Raw genomic sequence first — 18,824 nt, forward strand, 5'->3', positions numbered from 1 at the left:
GGAGGACTTAAACAATGAGCGAACTTACTTTCTCTATCATCAAGCCTGATGCGGTAAAGGCCGGTAAAATCGGTGACATCCTCAAAATGATCGCCGATGCAGGTCTCAAGATCAAGGCAACCAAGATGATCCATATGACCAGACCCCAGGCTGAAGGTTTCTACGCAGTACACAAAGAGCGTCCTTTCTTCGGTGAACTCGTGGATTTCATGATCTCCGGGCCCTGCGTAGTTTCCGTTCTTGAAGGCGAAGACGCAATCAAGCGCTACCGCGACCTCATGGGCGCAACCAACCCCAAAGAAGCAGCAGAAGGTACCATCCGCAAGGCTTTCGGCGCAGGAATCGAAGCAAACGCATGTCACGGCTCCGATGCTCCCGAAACCGCAGCTATCGAAGTACCCTACTTCTTCAGCAACCTTGAAATGGTGAACTAAAATGACAAAAAAAGTCGGATTTATCGGAACAGGCAACATGGGTGCCGCCATCATCAGAGGCATGGCGGGAGACGATAACATCAAACTGCTGGGAACCGACCTGAACGAAGCTTCACTGCAGTCCCTGGCTGCGGAAACCGGTCTCATTAAATGCGATAACGCCCGCGACCTGGCCAGAGAATCCGACTTTATCGTGCTGGCGGTCAAGCCGCAGCACGCTCCCGCAGTTCTCGAAGCAATCGCGATGGAACTCACCGAGTCCAAATGCGTTATTTCCATAGCTGCCGGACTTTCCGTGGCCGCGCTCAAGGAATTCTGCGAAAACCGCTGCCCGGTGGTAAGGGTCATGCCCAACACCCCGGCACTGGTCAATGCCGGAGTTTTCGCCGTATGCCTCGATGACAACCACCTGAGCAACGAACAGCGCACCTTTACCAGTGAAATGTTCAAGCCTCTGGGTGATGTCTATACACTTGGCGAAAACCAGTTCGACAGCTTTACCGCTGTAATCGGATCAGGCCCGGCGTATGTATTCTACTTCATAGACGCCATGATTGAATCCGCCGTCGAGCTGGGACTTTCCCGCGATATGGCCAGATCAATGGTTGAAAAGCTATTTGAAGGCTCAACCAAATTGTCCAAGGAAAGCAAACTGCACGTGGCCCACCTGCGCGAAATGGTAACCTCTCCCGCCGGGACTACGGTCAAGGCACTGGTTCATCTGGACCGCACTGCCACACGTGGCAACATCATTGATGCCATCCGCAAAAGCTACGAGCGCAGCATAGAACTCGGGAAAAAATAGATTACACGCACCTACGTGCTTGAAAAAGCCTCCGGCAGCCCTTTTAGGAGACTGCCGGAGGCTTTTGTTTTTCGTGCTTGGCCCCTTAGCCCTGCCATTGGATACGCTTTGCGGTTTAGACGACCTGATTTCGCCTCCGGCGGCCAAAGGAGCTAAGCCCCTTTGTAATCCCTATTCGTTGGCGAAAAGCTCCGTTTCGAGTCTTAGGAATATTGAAAGCAGAGATACCGCCCGACACATCCTTTGGCAAAATGTCCCAGCTAAATCAGAATCATTCATACAAAATATGTCAGATAGACCGTACTTCCCCATACGGCAAGAAACCCGCAAAAAGCGGCTTTGACATAGCAATTGCTCAGTGCTGGTTTAATACCTGCAGCAGCAAGTATGCCGTAACAAGGCAGGAGTCCGAGAGTGTAGCTGGCCTTGGCAGTGCTGTAGATGGGCAGATTCAAGTATAAATATGTGACTGCGGTAAAGTATACAGCCACGCATCCTACAAGGAACATGCGCCCGTTGAAAACCGATTTGAGCGGCGTATAAAAAGTCCGTGCAATTCCTGCGAGAATGAGCAGCGACGGGATAATGGCCAACAGGGATGTTGCCATCATCAGATCATCGTTCCACGGCGGGCGGCTGGCAAATTTACTTACACCGCTGAGGTTTCCGTCCAGCCAAAGGGTTGAATAGAGCCCATCCCAGATACCGTCGACCGTCGAGTACACCGGCTTGAGCACTGCCCCGCCGAACTCGGTAAAATGCTCCCATATACGATAACCGTGGTCCTGCCACCAGCCAATCTCACGGATCTTGTCCCAGCCGCCGATAAAAGGCTTTCCGTACGCAAGCCAGTTTTTGAGATAGTACCAGCCTCCAACTGTGGCAGTAACAAGTACAGACACACTTATCCCGACCACAGGAATGGGCTCTCCAGCCGTTTTTGTTCGTCCGCGATCATGCACCGCCAAAAGGATGAAAAACACGCTCGGAGGCAGCAACAGACTCGCAGTTGCCTTGCTGAGGACTGCACACCCGCTGAATAGGCCGAGAAATATGTAATCCTTGAACCTGCGTCCGTCTTCCCGGTTGATTATACTGAGGGTCATGAAAATTGTAAGGGCAGAAAATACAGCCGCAAATGGTTCGTTGCCCCAGAACTGGGACATTACAAAATTCATGGGCATGAAACCGCCAAGTATAGTGGCTGCTATCTGGGCAAGGCGGTCTTCCCTGAAAATCAACCTTGCGCAACGGAAAGAAATCTCAATCATCAGGCCGCCACACGCCAGCGGAATCAGCCTGAGCCAGTAAAGGGTGTTTTCTATATCGGTAAACAGCAGCAGGAATTTGTAGAACAGTGCCGAAATAATATAATAAAGAGGAGGTTGGAACATCTGCCAGCCTTCAACCGGACTGGGCAGTCTAAGATTTTCGCCCACATATTCTATATACTTGAAGTGCCCTGTTGAATCCATGCCTAGCTTGAGCGGAAGATCATGAAAGTTGTTCAATGCCATGACCGCCCACAACCCCAGCAAACCGAAACGGACAATCTCCGGAGTAAGCTCATACCGCCTAAGTGCTGCGGGAATCTTTTGTTTCTCTCGCATCCAGACAGCACCGGCTGTAAGAAGAAACAACGGCAGCATATAGGGGAGGCCCCCCAACAGAGCTTCGTCCGCCCTCTTGAACTTATTTCCAATAAACAGTTTACCTGTCTTTGCAGCATCTGCTACCGGATTCCAGACAAAATCGTCTTTACTGCCCTCCCATCCTTCGGGGGTGGCAATATCAGCTTCCTCGGCCCAAACGGAAAGGGCTGGATGTGCATTTTCATTGACCACGGCAATTTTAAGCTCGTGCCTGCCCGGTCCAAGCTCTGGAAAATCCAGTAAAATTTCATCACGCCATTTGCTCATATCGCCATCGAATTTGAGTAATGGGACGCCATCCAGCCATACTCCGGTTCCCCGGAAAGCGTTTAAGTGCAACCTGATCTTAGTATTGCCAGCCAATTCAAAAAAACGCCGAAAAAGAGCCATTTCGGAACCGTTGCTGCGGGCATTCAATCTGAATGGCTGATCAAGCTTAATCCACCTGCCGTTTACTGGGGCGGAAAGATACGACTTTTCCGGCGTGGAAAGAGATGACTTGACTGCAAAGGATGTAGCCAGAACAAAAACAACCACTGCAACGGCAAGAACAGCCAATATTACTTTATTTCTAAATGAATCATGCGACATGAAGGGCTCCGTATATTAAATTCCAGACCAAGACTTAGTACCCGGATTAATCTGATTTGAATAGCCCCGAGCAGGCGTGATGTAAGTTAAACCGGCTATTTCGCCAGAAGAGTCACCGAAGGCAAAATAATATCATCAAAAGCGCAAAGCGCATCAAACAAAAAAAGCCGGAACCCCGCGCTTGCAGGATTCCGGCTGATTATGATCAGTCTTAGGTATGACTAGTGAGCTACACCGGAAGCCCAGACCATCACGAAGTAGATGTCGAGCAGAACAGCGGAGAGAATGCAGGTGGTCATGACCAGAGAGCCGAGTCTTTTCAGCTTCAGGGAAGACCATTCGCCGGCTTCGGGGCCGAGAACAGGCTTTTCCTTTTCTTCACCGAAGTAAACAGCCTTGCCGCCCATGGGAGCACCGAGCAGCCATGCTGCGGGAGCCATTGCCCAGCCGGCATTGGGGCTTTCGGTCTTGTTGGCATCAGTGATCAGGTTGTCGTAGGCGGACTGCCAGTCGAGCTTCATGATACGACCTGCGGCCAGCATCATGAAACCGGTGATGCGTGCGGGGATGAAAGCCAGAACATCGTCAGCCTTGGCTACGAAATAACCGAACTCTTTGTACTCTTCGTTCTTGTAGCCCCACATGGAATCCATGGTGGATACAGCCTTGTACACCCACATACCGGCAGGACCGGTTACAACGAGGTAGAAGAAAGGAGCAACAAAACCATCGGTAATGTTTTCGCTGGTGGTTTCAGCCAGAGCTTTGCGCAGACCTGCTTCATCCAGTTCGGAAACATCACGGCTTACCAGTTCTGCAATTGCAGCGCGAGCCTGCTCAATCTTGCCGCTGTCGAGCAGAGCAACAGCATTCTTGTGCTCGCAGAGCAGGGAACCGAGAGCCAGACCAGCATAAGCAAGGTAAATGGCAACCAGAACACCGATAACAGGGATTGCAAGAAAGACTTTAAGCACGCCCCAGATGACTATGGAGAAACCGAATACTCCGACTCCGCCCATGATTTTATTGGACTTGCCGATAGATTTAACCCAGTTTTTGTACCAGTCGAGCACCATGCCCAGATAGCGGACCGGATGGGGAAACCACTTGGGATCTCCTAACACGAGATCAAGGACAAGTGCGATGACAGGTACGAGAAACAATACAGTAGAATTGTCCATTAGATTTTCATCCTCAAATCTTAAAGCGTTATGATCGAGAGAGAACACTCTCCCCGACACTCATGGACGGCTGAAGGGGGCCTCTTAACCTCACTATCCTTAAAGCAGAATAAAACTTCCCCCCTGCATCCGGCAATTCCCACATTCCGGATGCAGCCGTCTCTCCACCATATAAAAAACGGCACGGACACACGTCCGCGCCGCTTCTATAACTAGTTTTCGTAGTAGGAACGCAGCAGGGCACTACGCACGGGATGACGCAGTTTTCTCAAGGCCTTGGCCTCAATCTGACGGATACGTTCGCGGGTAACGTTGAAAAGCTTACCTACTTCTTCAAGTGTGTGGTCGGATTTTTCACCGATACCGAATCTCTTGCGCAGAACCTGTTCTTCACGCGGGGTAAGATCGGAAAGCACGGTAGCGATCTGCTCGCCGAGCTTGGTGCTGACCACTTCCTCGGCAGGAGCCGCAGCCTTCTTATCTTCAATAAAATCACCGAGACTCGAATCCTCTTCATCCCCGATGGGGGTTTCAAGGGAAATGGGTTCCTTGGCAATCTTGAGCACTTTCTTCACTTTCTCAAGCGGATAGTCCATACGTTCCGCAATCTCTTCCGGAGACGGGTCACGACCCAGTTCCTGAACAAGGTAGCGGGAAGTACGGATAAGCTTGTTGATGGTCTCGATCATGTGAACCGGAATACGGATTGTGCGGGCCTGATCCGCAATAGCGCGGGTAATGGCCTGCCTGATCCACCAGGTTGCGTATGTGGAGAACTTGTATCCGCGCTGGTATTCGAACTTGTCAACCGCCTTCATGAGGCCGATGTTGCCCTCCTGAATCAGGTCGAGGAACTGAAGACCGCGGTTGGTGTATTTCTTGGCAATGGAAACAACAAGGCGCAGGTTGGCGCGGATGAGTTCCTGCTTGGCCTGCATGGCGCTGTTGTTTCCGTGCTTGATGCGCCAGAGAACTTCTTCCAGATCATGCACGTTGTGGCAGCATTTTTCCTGCAGACGAACCAGAATCTCCATCTTGCCGGAAATCATTTCCTTGAAGGAGAAAAGTTCGTCAACGGTCATCTTGAGTTCATCGGCAGCGGCAACCGGGTTGATGTCACGGTCATCTATCTTCTTGAACAGATCACGGATTTCCTGCTGAGTCTTTCCGGTGGAAAGGATATAGGCGGAAAGATCGCGCTGGCAGTTATGCATCTGACGCACATAGTCGCCGACAGTCTCAATAATCTGGTCAATGAGAGTCTTCTCGATCTTGATGTCACGGAGACGGTCCACAATTTCCTGCTTGTAGACAATAATCTCGTTCTGTTCCTTGGCAACCTTCTTATCAAGGCGTGCACAGTAATCGAGCTTGGTGTATATCTTTTTCTTCTTGTTGAAGATCTTCTTTACTTCATCCAGCAGGAAGATAACGCGCTGACGCTGGTTCATTTCGTCTTCGCTGGGATCATCTTCCTCGATAGTCTTAACAACGTCCTTGAGCTTGATCTTGGACTCGTCGAGGTCTTCGCCGACGCCGATAAGCTCTTCAATTGCCACCGGAATTTCAACCAGAGCATAAAGAACTTCCATCTCGCCGTTTTCAATCTTCTTGGCGATGACAACTTCGCCCTCACGATCAAGGAGGCCCACCGCACCCATTTCGCGCAGGTACATGCGCACGGGATCGGTACTGCGGGAAACGTAATCTACGTTATCTTCTTCACCGTCACTGAGATCGAGTTCGTCATCATCTACATCGACTTCCACATCCGCATCGAGGAAATCGTCCTCTTCCTCGGGCGTATTGACGATTGCAATGTTCAACTGGTCGAAAATCTTGATGACATCATCAAGCTGTTCGGACTTGTTGAATTCAGCCGGCAAAGCCTTGCTCAGCTGTTCGAAGGTCAGATACCCTTGTTTCTTACCTTCGGAAATCAGGGTTTTAATAGCCTGAATATCCTTAATGTTGCTCATCATCCCTCCATACAGAGTCGTTCAGGACTTTGAGATATGCGCTTACACGGTTCATATCACCTTGTGCCTGAGCACGGCGCAGGGCGTCCGTGAGCTTTTTACGGCCCAGGTCGTACCGCCGACGGGCAATAATTTTACAGACATGCCGCCATTCTTCAGCCAGTTCCTCACCGGACAGAGCTTCTTCAGCCCTGCTGGAGATATAAAACTGCTTTTCCGAATCATCTAAAAGAGGAATTATGTCCTGCCCGCTATGGGCCGAAATTTTGGACCACAGTGTTTTGCCCCAGTGCGAGGTTAGGACCTGTCCAACTCCCCTTTCCGATAATTCGACGACATATTCCGGATGCTTTACCGCATATCTCAAGAAATATTTATCATCTTTGACCTGTGCGCCCACCGGAGGGGCAACGCGCGTCGGCTGACGGACAGCCTGCTGCTGCGGAACCGGAGAGTTCAGCGCACCGGAAAAAACCGATCTCAATTCAGCTTCCGCCACCCCAAGGCCGGCAGCGACCTTGGGCAGGTAGTAAGCACGTAAAGAAGCACTGGTCATCCCCTTGAGGAATCCCTGTGCCCAATCCATAACTTCCCGGGGAGAATACCCCTGCTGCAGGGCGCTCAGACAGAAATCCAAACCATCCCTAGCATCATTTAAAAACACCTGAAATCCATCAGCCCCTCTGGCCTGAAGGATACTGTCAACATCCTCCCCTTCGGGAAGGACTATCACTCCGCAGGAAACTCCCTGCGTGAGAATCATCTCCGCGCTGCGCAGGGCCGCCTTGCGTCCCGCTGCATCACCGTCGAAAACAAGATCAATTTTGGAGCAGAACCCCCTCAACCGCTTTACCTGGTCAGGAGTCAGGGCTGTGCCCAGAACACCGCAGGAATTTGTGTACCCGAACTGATGAAGCGAGATTACATCCATGTACCCTTCGGTAAGCAGCGCATGCTTGGTCCGGGAAATGGAATTACGGGCCGTCCACAGCCCGTAAAGATGGTCACCCTTCTTATAAATCGGAGTGTCACTGCTGTTAAGGTACTTCGGTTCTCCTTCTGTAATTATTCTTCCGCCAAAAGCAATAACCTTGCTCGATAAATTTTTTATCGGAAAGATCAGCCGAGAGCGAAAACGGTCATAAATACGGCCCTGGGCATTCTGGGAAAGAAGTCCGGCCTTGACTCCCTGCTCGGATGTATATCCCTTGGAAATCAAGAACTTTTCCAATCCCTGCCAGTCTTCAGAGCTGCACCCCAGACCGAAAGACTCGATAACAGAGGAATCCAGCCCCCGTTTTTCGAGATAGTTGCGGGCTGTACGCCCTTCAGGAAGCCTGAGCAGACGCGAATAATAATTGGCGGCCTGCTCATGCATATCCATGAAAAGTTTACGTTCAGAACTTCTTTTAGCCGCCTGCGGATCAACCTTGCCCGGGGTAAGCTCCACTCCGGCCTCTGCCGCAAGCTGCTCTAGGGCATCCTTGAATTCAATCCCGTTGATCTGGGCATAGAAATCAAAAACATCCCCGGAAGCCTGGCATCCGAAGCAGTAAAAGAACCCCTCATCGCTGTTTACACTGAAAGAGGCTGTCTTTTCGTTGTGAAACGGACAAAGGCCCATCCACCTGCCTGAAACAGGTCTGAGTTCCACATACCGGCGCACGATGTCGGCTATGTCGAGACGATCCTTTATAGCCTCAATGGCAGCCCGGTCCACGAAAATCCTCCCTCAAATTCACATAACATTTGGAAGTCGCTGAAATAATGCGCAATCAACCTGCCAGAACTTCCATAGCACGGCAGGAAACAATTTGCACTACACTAATTCGACCTCGGTCATGCCGTCCCCGCCCCTGTCTTCGGGAGCAAGGCTGTAGGAGGCAACCGCAGGATTACCATCAAGAAACATGTGTACTTCCCGCCGCAAAGCGCCGGTTCCACGTCCGTGCACGACTTCTATGTCGGTAGCTCCGCGCAGCAGGGCCTGATCAAAAAAGCGGCCCAGCTCGCTGATGGCCACATCCGCCCTTTTTCCTCGCAGGTCAATACTCAGGGTCATTTCACCCTTGGGGGCAGCTTTTTCGACCTTATCAGTCAGCAGACGGACTTTTTCCTGTTCCGCCTTACGCCCGACCGGCCCGAGTTGGTCAGCTGGCATCCACATGGCAACACCGTCCATATCAACCTTTACTCGCTGCTTGCGGTCATCCTTTTCAAGAACAACTCCCTTGCGGTTCCAGTTGATATTCAGAATTGATGAGCCGACCTTGATATCATCGAAAGAAAACGGCTTGGGCGCATTTTCGACCGCCCTTTCACCACCGATGGATTCACGTGCTTCAGCAAGTTTTTTCAAAGCCTGTTTACGGCCGATTTTGCCGTCCTGCCACTCCTTGAGCACGTCCTGAGCCTGCTTCTTGATATCGGCCAGAACGGAAAGACGTTCGCGTTCAAACTGCTCTTCCAGCTTGGCTCGCTTGGCTTCAAACTTGGACTTGACGCGATCCAGCTCCTCCAGTTCCTTTTCCCTGCTGACGGCAAGTTCATTGAGTCGGTTCATGACCGAACCGGTATCGGAACCTTCCATGAGCAGATACTGTTCGGCCTTGGTCAGCAAAATCTCGGGAAAACCGTGTTCGCGGGCAACATCAAGGGCAATTGAAGCTCCCACCTGATCATAAGCAAGGCTGAAAAGCGGCTTCTTGGTGGAAGGATCGAAAAGTACGCTGGCCGCACGGACACCCTCGGTAACAAGAGCATAGGTCTTGAGAGCCGGGAAGTGAGTGGCGGCAAAGCAGGTCACACCGTTATCAAGCAGTCCGTCCACAACGGCCTGCGCAAGGGCAGCCCCCTGTGCCGGATCCGTTCCGGAACCGAATTCATCAAGAATGAACAGGGTTGAGGAGTCCATGGAATACCAGATACGGCTGATGGATTTGATCTGGGCTGAAAAAGTACTGACGTTGTCTTCAATAGACTGCTCATCGCCCATGATGACGAAAATTTCTTTATAGAAAGGCAGAACAGAGCCTTTCTCCACCGGCACGGGAATACCGCTGAAAGCCATGGCAGCAAGCAGACCTACGGTCTTGAGGCATACAGTCTTACCACCGGCGTTTCCGCCGCTGATGATGAGAACCTTCTGGTCGGCAGGAAGCTGGATATTAAGCGGATGGACCCTGCCTTCGACCGAGGTAAGCAGCGGATGGCGTGCACCTTTGAGGTCAAATCCTTCACCGGAAGTAACATCAACGGCAACAGCGCGCATGGCTTCGGCATAATGGATCTTTGCCTGCAGAACATCATATGCAACGAGAAAATCGTAAGCAGCCTCACACTGGTCGAATTCAGAACGGACCAGTCCGGTCAGGTAAGTCAGGATCTTCAGTTCCTCGGCCCGCTCCTGCTGCTTGAGCTCCTGCATGGAGTTGTTGAGCTCCACAAGGAAAAGAGGTTCAAAATAGCAGGTTTCACCGGTGTTGGAATAATCGTGAATAATTCCCTGGAGACGGCCCTTGAAGTTTGTCTTCAGGGGCAGAACATAGCGGTCATTGGCTATGGTCATGAAATCATCCTGCATGAACCGGCTTATGTCCTCGCCGTGGATGAAGTCACGCACTTTCTTGGCACAACGCTGATGAAGTCCGCGGATGGACTGGCGGATGTCGTAAAGTTCAGGGGAACTTTCGTCCTTGATATTACCGTCCTGATCAAGACAGCGTTTCAGGCCGGAAAAAGTTTTTTCAGGCCAGCTCACCGACTCCATAAATTCGACAAGTTTGTCCCAGTCACGTTTTTCGGCAATATCGAGAGCTTCTTTCAGAAGTCTTGCCTGTCCCAGAGTCTGGACCAGAGCGTAGAGAGCATCTGCGTCGAGAACACTATTGGGTTTTGCAAGATAAAGAAAAAGTCCCTCAAGAGGGGGAAAGGTTCCGAGCCGAAACCCGGTTTCTTTATAGAAATTCAGACCCTGACGAAAAAAACGGGCCATGGAGTTAACGGAGTCCGCATCCTGCAGGGGAAACAGGTCCAGACAGGCTTCTGCTCCGGAAGGAGAAACGCTGTAACCGGAAAGGACTTTGAGAACCTTCGGAAATTCAAGTAGCTGGAGAGATCTTGGCTCCATGGGAATCCAGTGTGGAAAAATGTTTGATCAACACCCCTCGAAATGCAAGGGGTCCAATACGGAAAAAACGGCAAACAGCCCCGGATATGCTCCGGGGCCTGCCGTTAAATACTGGTTGAAGCTGATCGTCAGGAAAGACGGGCGCGAACCAGACCGCTGAGGGCCTTTCCGTCAACCTGTCCCTTGTGGGCGGCCATGATGGCCTGCATCACTTTGCCCATATCCTGCATTGAGGATGCACCGAGATCTGCAATGACCTTGTCCACGGCCGCCGCAAGTTCCTCAGGGGAAAGCTGGACGGGCATGTATTCGGACAGAGCTTCGGCTTCTACAGCCTCAATCTCGGCCAGCTCGGGACGATTGGCAGCAATATACTGCTCGTAAGCGTCCTTGCGCTGTTTGATCTGCTTTGCAACTAGATCAAGCACGTCGTCATCAGAGAGCTCTGCCCCCTTGAGTTCGACAATGCGATTTTTGATGGCGGTCTTGAGATGTCTCAGAACCGTCTTCTTGACATCGTCCTTGGCTTTATAGGCCACGATGTAATCTTTATCGATCTGCTCAATGAGAGTCATAATTAACCCATTGAAATTTTGCGCATTTTTTTAACGAGCCTTTTGCGGGCAGCAGCTTTTTTCTTCTTACGCTGTACGCTGGGCTTCTCATAGTGCTGACGCTTCTTGAGTTCGGAAAGAACTCCCGCTTTTTCAACCTGCTTCTTAAAGCGGCGAAGAGCGATTTCGAAGTTATCAGATTCTTCGAGGTATACTCCGGGCAAAAAAATCACCCCCCCTTGACAAATCTCGCAAGACATCTCTGCATGCGGAAGAGGGTATTTATAGTCCTAAATTTAAATCCAAGTCAAGAAATATAACAAAAAAAATATCCGGTACCAGAAGCAGATACCGGATATTAAAAATCTTTTAAAAAAAAGAAACTAATGACTGGCTGTATCAGCCTTGGAATCCATCCATGCTTTAACGGCACAGTAAGTCATGCCGGCACCGAGAATACCGAGAACAACGTACAGAACGCCAAAGAAGATGAAATGATCCGGCTGCCACCAGGGAAGATCCATAGGAAGGGGACTCTGAACAGTTTCACCATGCAACATAATTCATATCTCCTTATTATTTAACAGCGTCTTTGAGCAGCTTGCCGGGGCGGAATTTAACCACCTTGCATGCGGGGATCTTGATTTCATCACCGGTGCGGGGATTGCGGCCGGTACGTTCCTTTCTTTCATCAACCTGGAAAGTGCCGAAACCTGTAAGGGTCAGTTTTCCTTCGTTGACCAGAGTCTCTTCAACTGTATCAAGGAAATAGTTGAGGCAACGCTCCGCATCAGCTTTGGTCATGCCTGCTTTCTCGGCAATTTTTACTACGAGTTCAGCCTTAGTCATCAGTCCTTCCTCCTTAAAACGGGAAAATGATTATTGCGGCACACTCATCTGCGCCTGCCATTAAACTTACCCAACAGGTAAGAGTTGGTTTTAAATCAATTCGCAGCAGCATTCCGAAACGGAATATGGTTTGCTACCACCCCAAGACTAGTAAGACAAGCCCCTGTTCGCTAAAATTCACCACAATCCAGCGAAAACCTTGAGTTACATGCCTTGATCAAAATCTAAAACAGGATTTTCGCCAACAAGTCAAGAGGGAAAATCGTTTTTGACGCATTTATAAAGCCCCTGAAATTGCAGTGGCGACAAGGCTTCCGGGCGATCCGCGAGGGTTATACCCTCCTTCTCCGCCCACTCCAGAACCTGATCTGATATGAATGATTTCAATATCTTACCCAACTGCTTGCGCCTGTACTGAAAACAGTATTTCACGAGCCCTGCAAGCCCTTCAATATCAACGGGTTTTTCATTTTCAGGTAAAGAAATAAATTTAATCACGGCCGAATCAACTTTCGGCTGCGGCCTGAAAACAGTGGGAGGAACCTTGAACAGGTAATCGGTGTGGCAAAAACTCTGCACCCAGACGCTGATGGCCCCGTATTTTTTTGAGCCGGGATCTGCGGTAATGCGCATCCCTACTTCATGCTGAACCATAAACACGCACATGGCTCTGCACTTGAAAGCCACATCCCACATGATTTTAGAAGCCACGTTATACGGAAGGTTGCCGACAATCTTCCAAGTCTTCGCCGGATCAAGATCTTCCCAGCGAAACTTCAGGGCATCCTGCTGAACAACTTCTGCTTCCGGGAACTCCGCTTCAAGAGCCGGGGCCAGATCCCGGTCCTTTTCAATGAGAGTCAGGCTTCCAGGCCCTGCTTCAAGAATAAATTTAGTAAGAGCACCCTGCCCCGGCCCGATTTCAATTACCGAATCCTCCGAGGAAATCCTGAGGCTGTCTACAATCTTGCGAGCTATATTTGCATCCTGCAAAAAGTTCTGGCCGAGGCTTTTTTTAGCCCTGTGATTTATCTGCACAAATACTCCGAAACAAATTGAGTTAAAAAAGAAACGTCACTTTAGCTTTAAGTATGCCGGTTAAGCAAGACAATGGTTCCCCCCTCGACCAACTTAAATTGCTACATCCCATTCCATACCCGACTGCAGCAAGACACTCTGAACCGCCAACCACCCAACTGGGCAAATTGTCAGTAAGAAATATCTTTATAAATTTACTTTGACATAAATATAAACTTTTACGGATCAGAACCGATACAGAGATCATATAAAGATTCTAACCTTCATACGAGGTGATAATATGTCCTATGAAATCAAAATCGGAACTGAGCAGGCCCAGACCTTTGCAACTTCAACCATCAGAGTAGACAATGTAAAGGAAGATACAGAAAAGTCTTCGCAGACCGTCAGCAAAGACGGTGACACCGTTGAAATTTCCGACGAAGCCCGGGATCTTCTGCAGCAGGCAAACTCTGCCAAAGAACAGTCGTCAAAATCAGGTTCTTCCGAGAGCTCTTCCACCGAAAGTAAATCCAAGGAAGACGAGATGATCGACAAGCTCAAGAAGCAGATTGAAAGACTCAGACAGGAAATCGAGAAACTCAAGCAGGATCCGGACAAGAACAAGGATATGATCTCCGCCAAGGAAAACGAACTTATGCAGCTTCAGGGACAATTGACGGTTCTCCTTAAACAAAAAGCCGAGAACAGCGGAACGTCTACAGGTGGCGGAACGAGAGCCCAGGGATTTGCAAAATCCCTCACCTAACCTTGCGGTAATATCCTTTTCAGCACTTTGACAAAAGCAATTAAAATTCATAAGCGAAGGGATATAAATTAATTCCGTTAAGGATGGAGGAGATTCATGAATCTTAGGGACCATATCCGCGATGTGCCCAACTTTCCCAAAGAGGGCATCGTTTATTTCGATATTACACCGCTTCTGGCTAATCCGGGTGCATTTCAGTATACCATCGACATGATGGCTGAACGTTTCAGCGACTACAAGGCTGACAAAATTGCCGCAGCTGAAGCCCGTGGCTTTATTTTCGGTGCTCCGCTTGCCTACAAACTCGGTATTGGATTCGTACCCATCCGCAAGCCCGGCAAGCTGCCCTATGAAACCATCTCCGTCAATTACGATCTCGAGTACGGAACCGACTGCCTGAGCATGCATATCGATGCAGTAGGCAAAGATGAAAATGTTCTGCTCATAGATGATGTACTTGCTACCGGCGGAACAGCTCAGGGAATGGTAAAGCTGGTTGAAAAAGCCGGCGGTATCGTCTCCGGCATCGGCTTTCTGGTCGAACTCGGCTTCCTTGACGGAAAAAGCAAGCTGAACGGCATCCCCAGCAGCCACCTTCTCCAGCTCTAGAATAATCCCTTTACGAGCTCCTTTTCACCCATACGGGGAAAAGGAGCTTTTTTATTTCACCCTACGCAAAGGAAATCACCATGGCAGTAATCGGAATAATCGGCGGCAGTGGACTCGATAACCCGGACATTCTCAAAGACGCAAAAGACTCCGTGGTAAATACGGTCTGGGGCGAGCCCAGTTCCCCGATCAAATCCGGAACAATTGAAGGTACGGAAGTCCACATCATCGGACGTCACGGACGTGAACACACCATCCCCCCTACTTTTGTAAACAACAGGGCAAACATACAGGCACTCAAGGAATACGGCTGCGACTGCATCCTCGCCACAACCGCAGTAGGCTCCCTGCGCGAAGAGATCGACCGCGGCCATCTGGTGGTCATTGACCAGTTCATCGATTTCACCCGCAGACGCGCACTGACATTCCACGAAACTTTCGCTCCGCACGCTCCCGCACATACCCCGATGGCCGATCCTTTTGATGCATCACTGCGCGCAAAAATGATTGAATCCTGCAAGGAACTCGGCGTGACTGTTCACGAAAAGGGAACCGTAGTAACCATCGAAGGTCCACGCTTCTCAACACGTGCGGAATCCCACATGTTCCGCGCATGGGGCGCAGACATCATCAATATGTCCACCGCTCCAGAGGCCATCCTTGCCAATGAAGCGGGCATTCCTTACGCAGCCGTGGCAATGTCCACTGATTACGATTGCTGGAAAACCGACGAAGAGCCAGTCACCTGGGACGATATCCTAAAAATCTTCCGAGCCAACGCTGAAAACGTAACTTCCATGCTCATTAAGACAATCGGGAAAATCGGCTGACCCAGTTAAACCTTACCTTTCATATGGTTTTGCAGCCGTTAAAAATCATACGGAAAATATATGCCTACGCAAAATTGTGATCTGGTACTCAAAGGATCTTACATCCTCACTCAGGATGATGAACGCACCCTCATAAAAGAAGGTGCAGTTGCAATCAGCGGTGAATATATTTCCGCTGTGGGCCCTGAAGCAGACATTGAACGGAATTGGAATGCCGCAAAAACCATTGATTGCGGCAGATCGGTTCTGCTGCCCGGCCTGATAAACTCACACACTCACGTTCCCATGACCCTGATGCGCGGTGTCGCCGACGACCTCCCGCTTCTTGACTGGCTGCATAATTATATGTTTCCCATTGAATCCGGCCTGACACGGGAGCTGGTGGAACTGGGTGCACGCCTCGGCTGCGCGGAAATGGCCGCATCAGGAACTACGGCTATTTTTGACGGTTACATGTACGAGGAGTCCGTCGGACAGGCTGTTTTCGATTCAGGACTGAAAGCAGTTCTCGGGGAAGGCTTCTTCAAATTTCCATCGCCCTTTTTCAAGACAGCCCAGGAGGCATGGGAAACCATCGGACAGTTGAATGATCGTTTCAAAGAATGCAGTCGGATCAGGACGGCAATAACTCCTCACGCCGTCTTTACCACCGACCCCGACCAACTAGCGGAAAGCATGGAGGTGGCACAAAAAATGGACCTGCTCTGGCAGATTCATGCTGCTGAATCCGAACCAGAGACAAAGCTGACCCTTGAGACCTTCGGCAAACGTCCTATCGAGATTCTGCGGGACTACGGACTGCTTAACAGTCGAACCCGCATACACCACTGTGTCGATGTAACTGACGAAGAGATCAGCCTGATTAGTGAATCCGGAGCCCAAGTCTCCCACAATCCCCAAAGCAACCTGAAACTTGGTTCCGGTATATGTCCGGTAACCAGATTCATTGCGGCCGGTGTAAATACCGGGCTGGGCACGGACGGAGCTGCCAGCAACAACAATCTGGACATGTTTGATGAAATGCGTACCGCTGCCCTGCTACAGAAAGGCTTCCTGAAAGACCCGGAAGCCATGCCCGCAGGAACGGTACTGGATATGGCAACCGGAAACGGTGCGCGCTTCCTCGGATTTGAGGATACCGGGACCATAAAATCAGGATTTAAGGCGGATATTGTCGCTGTTGATATGGACAAGATGCACCTGAAACCTGTATACAATCCCCTCTCGCACGTAGTTTACAGTGCCGGAGGGCAGGATGTGTGCCTTACCGTCTGCGACGGCAAGGTAATCTACCAGAACGGCAAACACCTGGCCCTTGACGTGGAAACTATTTCCCGAGAAGCGGAAAAGGCTGTAAACTGGGCGTTGAAGCGGCTTGAAACCCGCTGAAACAATTAACCGAATGTGACCCTTTCAGTTTTTTTCCTTGACAACATAGGCAAAGACTGCATAGGGAAATGTGCTTTTCAAGAAGCAACTTAAGATAAAACAACGCTTGCTCGCAAGCGACTTGCCAAACAGGAGGCGCTACATGGCTAAAAAGAACGCAAGAGTACATGCACTTGAAGGTGCTGAAATGACTGCTGAAGGTCTTTCTTACAAAGGTCTTATCATGGAAACCATCGTTGAAAAGTGTGATGGTTGTGAACGTGCTGTAGAATTCGAAGGACAGAAATACTGCCCCAGCTACGCTCAGCCCGAAAAGAAATGGTCCCACAGCGTATGCAACTTTGCAACACACGTACGTGCTGGTGTTGATAAAGAAGGTAAAGTCAAGGTTAACCCGCTTAAAGCATCCAAGCGTGCTGCACGCGGTCGCTAGTCTGTATTTTCAGGCAAGTCGCCAGCCTTATCTTACCAGAAAAACAGCTGCATGACTGTTTTTCTATTGATTCATTTCGTGTATCATGGGAGCCGGACTTGTTCCGGCTCTTCGCTTTGGTACGCCCTGCCTAAGGGTATATTTAACCTTCAACCTGATCCGCAACCGGAGGCAACATAATGCCAACCCAGCTTCTGGCAAAAATTGATGACCTGAAGAACGAAGCCCTCGAACTGCACGCCAAACTTGTATCCATTCCCGCCATCGGCCCAGACAACAACGGGAGCGGAGAAAAGGACAAGGCGGATTTTCTCACCGCATACCTCAAGGATAAAGGTTTCGGGGAAGTAAAATCCTTCAATGCCCCTGACGAGCGTGTGAAATGCGGATACCGCCCCAACCTGGTTACCGTTATCCCCGGACAGGACACCTCCAGAACACTGTGGATAATCTCGCACATGGACGTAGTTCCCGTGGGAGACAGAAGCCTCTGGGACAGTGACCCGTTCACCATGGTTCAGGACGGCGATACCATCATCGGACGCGGTGTTGAAGATAACCATCAGGGTCTTGTAAGCTCGGTCATCGCAGGTCGGGCTCTTCTTGATTCCGGGCTTACCCCGGGCATCAACTTCGGCCTCATCTTCGTTTCCGACGAAGAGACAGGCAGCAAATTCGGGCTGGAATACATGCTGAAAGAGCATGAAGATCTGTTTAAAAAGAAAGACCTCTTTCTCGTCCCGGATTTTGGCGATGCGGACTCATCCCTTGTGGAAGTCGCCGAAAAATCCACCATCTGGTACAAAGTCACCGTAATGGGCAAGCAGTGCCATGCTTCAGACCCGGATCTGGGTGCGAACTCCCTTATCGCCGCAGCGGCAATGATTATGGAAGTTCCCGAGCTTCACTATCAGTTTGACGAAGAAAACATACTTTTCTCCCCGCCCTACTCCACCTTTGTTCCTACCAAAAAGGAAGCCAACGTGGAAAACGTGAACACCCTGCCGGGTAAGGACGTATTCTACATCGACTGCCGCGTGCTGCCCAACTACGACCTCAGGGAAGTTACGGATCAGGTTAAGGGTATGGCTCTTTACGTAGCCGAAGAATACGGTGTTAAAATCGACGTTGAAATCGTGAATGAGAGTCAGGCTGCTCCTGCAACTCCTGCGGATTCTGAGATCGTGGAAAAAATCCTCTTCGCCATCAAGGAAGTCTACAACATCGATGCCAGACCCGGCGGAATCGGCGGCGGAACCGTAGCCAAACACCTGCGCGAACGTGGATACCAGACCGTGGTCTGGGGAACCCAGATGCATCAGGCTCACCAGCCTAATGAAAAAGGCTCGATCAGCAACACCCTGAACGACGCCAAGGTGATGATGCTTTTGCCGTTTTAGTGCTTTCAGCGACCCTCCGGGGCTGATTTAGATGCGCTACGCGCTTTTGACAGGTGATTTCGCCGCCGGCGGCCAAAGGAGCTAAGCCCCTTTGGAATCCCTATCGATTTCAGGTTATTGCTCACAGAAGATGCCACCTAAACATTACTTTTGGCGGACTTTAATGAATAGCCATATTGGCAGAAGGTTTTAAGAATCTCAAA

The 18,824-nt window shown here is 50.3% G+C and carries 17 protein-coding genes and 1 pseudogene; 8 read left to right on the forward strand and 10 right to left on the reverse strand.

The features are described from left to right. The first annotated feature begins 14 nt into the window (after positions 1–14). Positions 15–434, forward strand: coding sequence for a nucleoside-diphosphate kinase (gene ndk / locus N7E73_RS00215; protein ID WP_432736620.1), 420 nt, complete (start codon positions 15–17; stop codon positions 432–434). 1 nt (position 435) lies between these two features. After that, complete coding sequence (gene proC / locus N7E73_RS00220; RefSeq protein ID WP_432736622.1) at positions 436–1,239, forward strand: pyrroline-5-carboxylate reductase; 804 nt, start codon at positions 436–438, stop codon at positions 1,237–1,239. 275 nt (positions 1,240–1,514) lie between these two features. On the opposite strand, the gene N7E73_RS00225 is transcribed toward proC, so the two are convergent. From N7E73_RS00225 to rsmA, 10 genes and pseudogenes are all read right to left on the reverse strand, one after another. Continuing rightward, positions 1,515–3,482, reverse strand: coding sequence for an ArnT family glycosyltransferase (locus N7E73_RS00225; protein ID WP_432736624.1), 1,968 nt, complete (start codon positions 3,480–3,482; stop codon positions 1,515–1,517). A gap of 221 nt (positions 3,483–3,703) precedes the next feature. Then, positions 3,704–4,663 carry an adenosylcobinamide-phosphate synthase CbiB gene (cbiB, locus tag N7E73_RS00230; protein WP_432736626.1) on the reverse strand — a complete coding sequence of 320 codons (960 nt, stop codon included), beginning with the start codon at positions 4,661–4,663 and terminating at the stop codon, positions 3,704–3,706. A 212-nt stretch (positions 4,664–4,875) separates the two neighbouring features. Then, a complete protein-coding gene (rpoD, locus tag N7E73_RS00235; protein ID WP_432736627.1) occupies positions 4,876–6,642 on the reverse strand; it encodes an RNA polymerase sigma factor RpoD in 1,767 nt (588 codons plus the stop codon). Further along, entirely contained in the window at positions 6,629–8,362 is a 1,734-nt protein-coding gene (gene dnaG / locus N7E73_RS00240) for a DNA primase (RefSeq protein ID WP_432736628.1), read from the reverse strand. Before dnaG ends, rpoD begins: the two co-directional genes overlap by 14 nt. Before the next feature lie 99 nt (positions 8,363–8,461). Beyond that, entirely contained in the window at positions 8,462–10,771 is a 2,310-nt protein-coding gene (locus tag N7E73_RS00245) for an endonuclease MutS2 (protein ID WP_432736631.1), read from the reverse strand. A 128-nt stretch (positions 10,772–10,899) separates the two neighbouring features. Continuing rightward, positions 10,900–11,346 carry a GatB/YqeY domain-containing protein gene (locus N7E73_RS00250; RefSeq protein ID WP_432736632.1) on the reverse strand — a complete coding sequence of 149 codons (447 nt, stop codon included), beginning with the start codon at positions 11,344–11,346 and terminating at the stop codon, positions 10,900–10,902. Between the two features lie 2 nt (positions 11,347–11,348). Beyond that, on the reverse strand, positions 11,349–11,549 hold the full coding sequence (rpsU, locus tag N7E73_RS00255) for a 30S ribosomal protein S21 (RefSeq protein ID WP_432736633.1): 201 nt from the start codon (positions 11,547–11,549) through the stop codon (positions 11,349–11,351). 159 nt (positions 11,550–11,708) lie between these two features. After that, entirely contained in the window at positions 11,709–11,885 is a 177-nt protein-coding gene (locus N7E73_RS00260) for a hypothetical protein (RefSeq protein ID WP_432736635.1), read from the reverse strand. 16 nt (positions 11,886–11,901) lie between these two features. Next, positions 11,902–12,183: pseudogene (locus tag N7E73_RS00265) on the reverse strand (HU family DNA-binding protein); the annotation flags it as partial. Between the two features lie 240 nt (positions 12,184–12,423). Beyond that, positions 12,424–13,212, reverse strand: coding sequence for a 16S rRNA (adenine(1518)-N(6)/adenine(1519)-N(6))-dimethyltransferase RsmA (rsmA, locus tag N7E73_RS00270; RefSeq protein WP_432736636.1), 789 nt, complete (start codon positions 13,210–13,212; stop codon positions 12,424–12,426). A gap of 280 nt (positions 13,213–13,492) precedes the next feature. Here rsmA and N7E73_RS00275 point away from each other — a divergent pair, with 280 nt between their 5' ends. From N7E73_RS00275 to N7E73_RS00300, 6 genes are all read left to right on the forward strand, one after another. Then, entirely contained in the window at positions 13,493–13,960 is a 468-nt protein-coding gene (locus tag N7E73_RS00275; RefSeq protein WP_432736637.1) for a hypothetical protein, read from the forward strand. A 96-nt stretch (positions 13,961–14,056) separates the two neighbouring features. After that, a complete protein-coding gene (locus N7E73_RS00280) occupies positions 14,057–14,569 on the forward strand; it encodes an adenine phosphoribosyltransferase (protein WP_432736639.1) in 513 nt (170 codons plus the stop codon). Between the two features lie 80 nt (positions 14,570–14,649). Beyond that, positions 14,650–15,399 carry an S-methyl-5'-thioadenosine phosphorylase gene (gene mtnP, locus N7E73_RS00285; RefSeq protein WP_432736642.1) on the forward strand — a complete coding sequence of 250 codons (750 nt, stop codon included), beginning with the start codon at positions 14,650–14,652 and terminating at the stop codon, positions 15,397–15,399. Between the two features lie 60 nt (positions 15,400–15,459). Continuing rightward, positions 15,460–16,788 (forward strand): amidohydrolase family protein, encoded by a 1,329-nt coding sequence (locus N7E73_RS00290; RefSeq protein ID WP_432736644.1) that lies wholly within the window; start codon positions 15,460–15,462, stop codon positions 16,786–16,788. A gap of 142 nt (positions 16,789–16,930) precedes the next feature. Then, positions 16,931–17,221, forward strand: coding sequence for a PxxKW family cysteine-rich protein (locus N7E73_RS00295; RefSeq protein ID WP_432736646.1), 291 nt, complete (start codon positions 16,931–16,933; stop codon positions 17,219–17,221). Between the two features lie 179 nt (positions 17,222–17,400). Beyond that, positions 17,401–18,621 (forward strand): M20 family metallo-hydrolase, encoded by a 1,221-nt coding sequence (locus tag N7E73_RS00300; protein ID WP_432736649.1) that lies wholly within the window; start codon positions 17,401–17,403, stop codon positions 18,619–18,621. Positions 18,622–18,824: the final 203 nt, after the last annotated feature.

The sequence above is a fragment of the Maridesulfovibrio sp. FT414 genome, assembly GCF_050916235.1.
In the GTDB taxonomy this organism is placed as follows: domain Bacteria; phylum Desulfobacterota; class Desulfovibrionia; order Desulfovibrionales; family Desulfovibrionaceae; genus Maridesulfovibrio.

What these genes read in the sequence shown, in the direction of transcription:
- mtnP (WP_432736642.1), top strand. Translation starts at nt 14,650, where the DNA reads ATGGCAGTAATCGGAATAATCGGCGGCAGTGGACTCGATAACCCGGAC.
- N7E73_RS00225 (WP_432736624.1), bottom strand. Translation starts at nt 3,482, where the DNA reads ATGTCGCATGATTCATTTAGAAATAAAGTAATATTGGCTGTTCTTGCC.
- N7E73_RS00280 (WP_432736639.1), top strand. Translation starts at nt 14,057, where the DNA reads ATGAATCTTAGGGACCATATCCGCGATGTGCCCAACTTTCCCAAAGAG.
- N7E73_RS00250 (WP_432736632.1), bottom strand. Translation starts at nt 11,346, where the DNA reads ATGACTCTCATTGAGCAGATCGATAAAGATTACATCGTGGCCTATAAA.
- proC (WP_432736622.1), top strand. Translation starts at nt 436, where the DNA reads ATGACAAAAAAAGTCGGATTTATCGGAACAGGCAACATGGGTGCCGCC.
- N7E73_RS00260 (WP_432736635.1), bottom strand. Translation starts at nt 11,885, where the DNA reads ATGTTGCATGGTGAAACTGTTCAGAGTCCCCTTCCTATGGATCTTCCC.
- N7E73_RS00290 (WP_432736644.1), top strand. Translation starts at nt 15,460, where the DNA reads ATGCCTACGCAAAATTGTGATCTGGTACTCAAAGGATCTTACATCCTC.
- N7E73_RS00275 (WP_432736637.1), top strand. Translation starts at nt 13,493, where the DNA reads ATGTCCTATGAAATCAAAATCGGAACTGAGCAGGCCCAGACCTTTGCA.
- rpoD (WP_432736627.1), bottom strand. Translation starts at nt 6,642, where the DNA reads ATGAGCAACATTAAGGATATTCAGGCTATTAAAACCCTGATTTCCGAA.
- N7E73_RS00295 (WP_432736646.1), top strand. Translation starts at nt 16,931, where the DNA reads ATGGCTAAAAAGAACGCAAGAGTACATGCACTTGAAGGTGCTGAAATG.
- N7E73_RS00300 (WP_432736649.1), top strand. Translation starts at nt 17,401, where the DNA reads ATGCCAACCCAGCTTCTGGCAAAAATTGATGACCTGAAGAACGAAGCC.
- N7E73_RS00245 (WP_432736631.1), bottom strand. Translation starts at nt 10,771, where the DNA reads ATGGAGCCAAGATCTCTCCAGCTACTTGAATTTCCGAAGGTTCTCAAA.
- cbiB (WP_432736626.1), bottom strand. Translation starts at nt 4,663, where the DNA reads ATGGACAATTCTACTGTATTGTTTCTCGTACCTGTCATCGCACTTGTC.
- ndk (WP_432736620.1), top strand. Translation starts at nt 15, where the DNA reads ATGAGCGAACTTACTTTCTCTATCATCAAGCCTGATGCGGTAAAGGCC.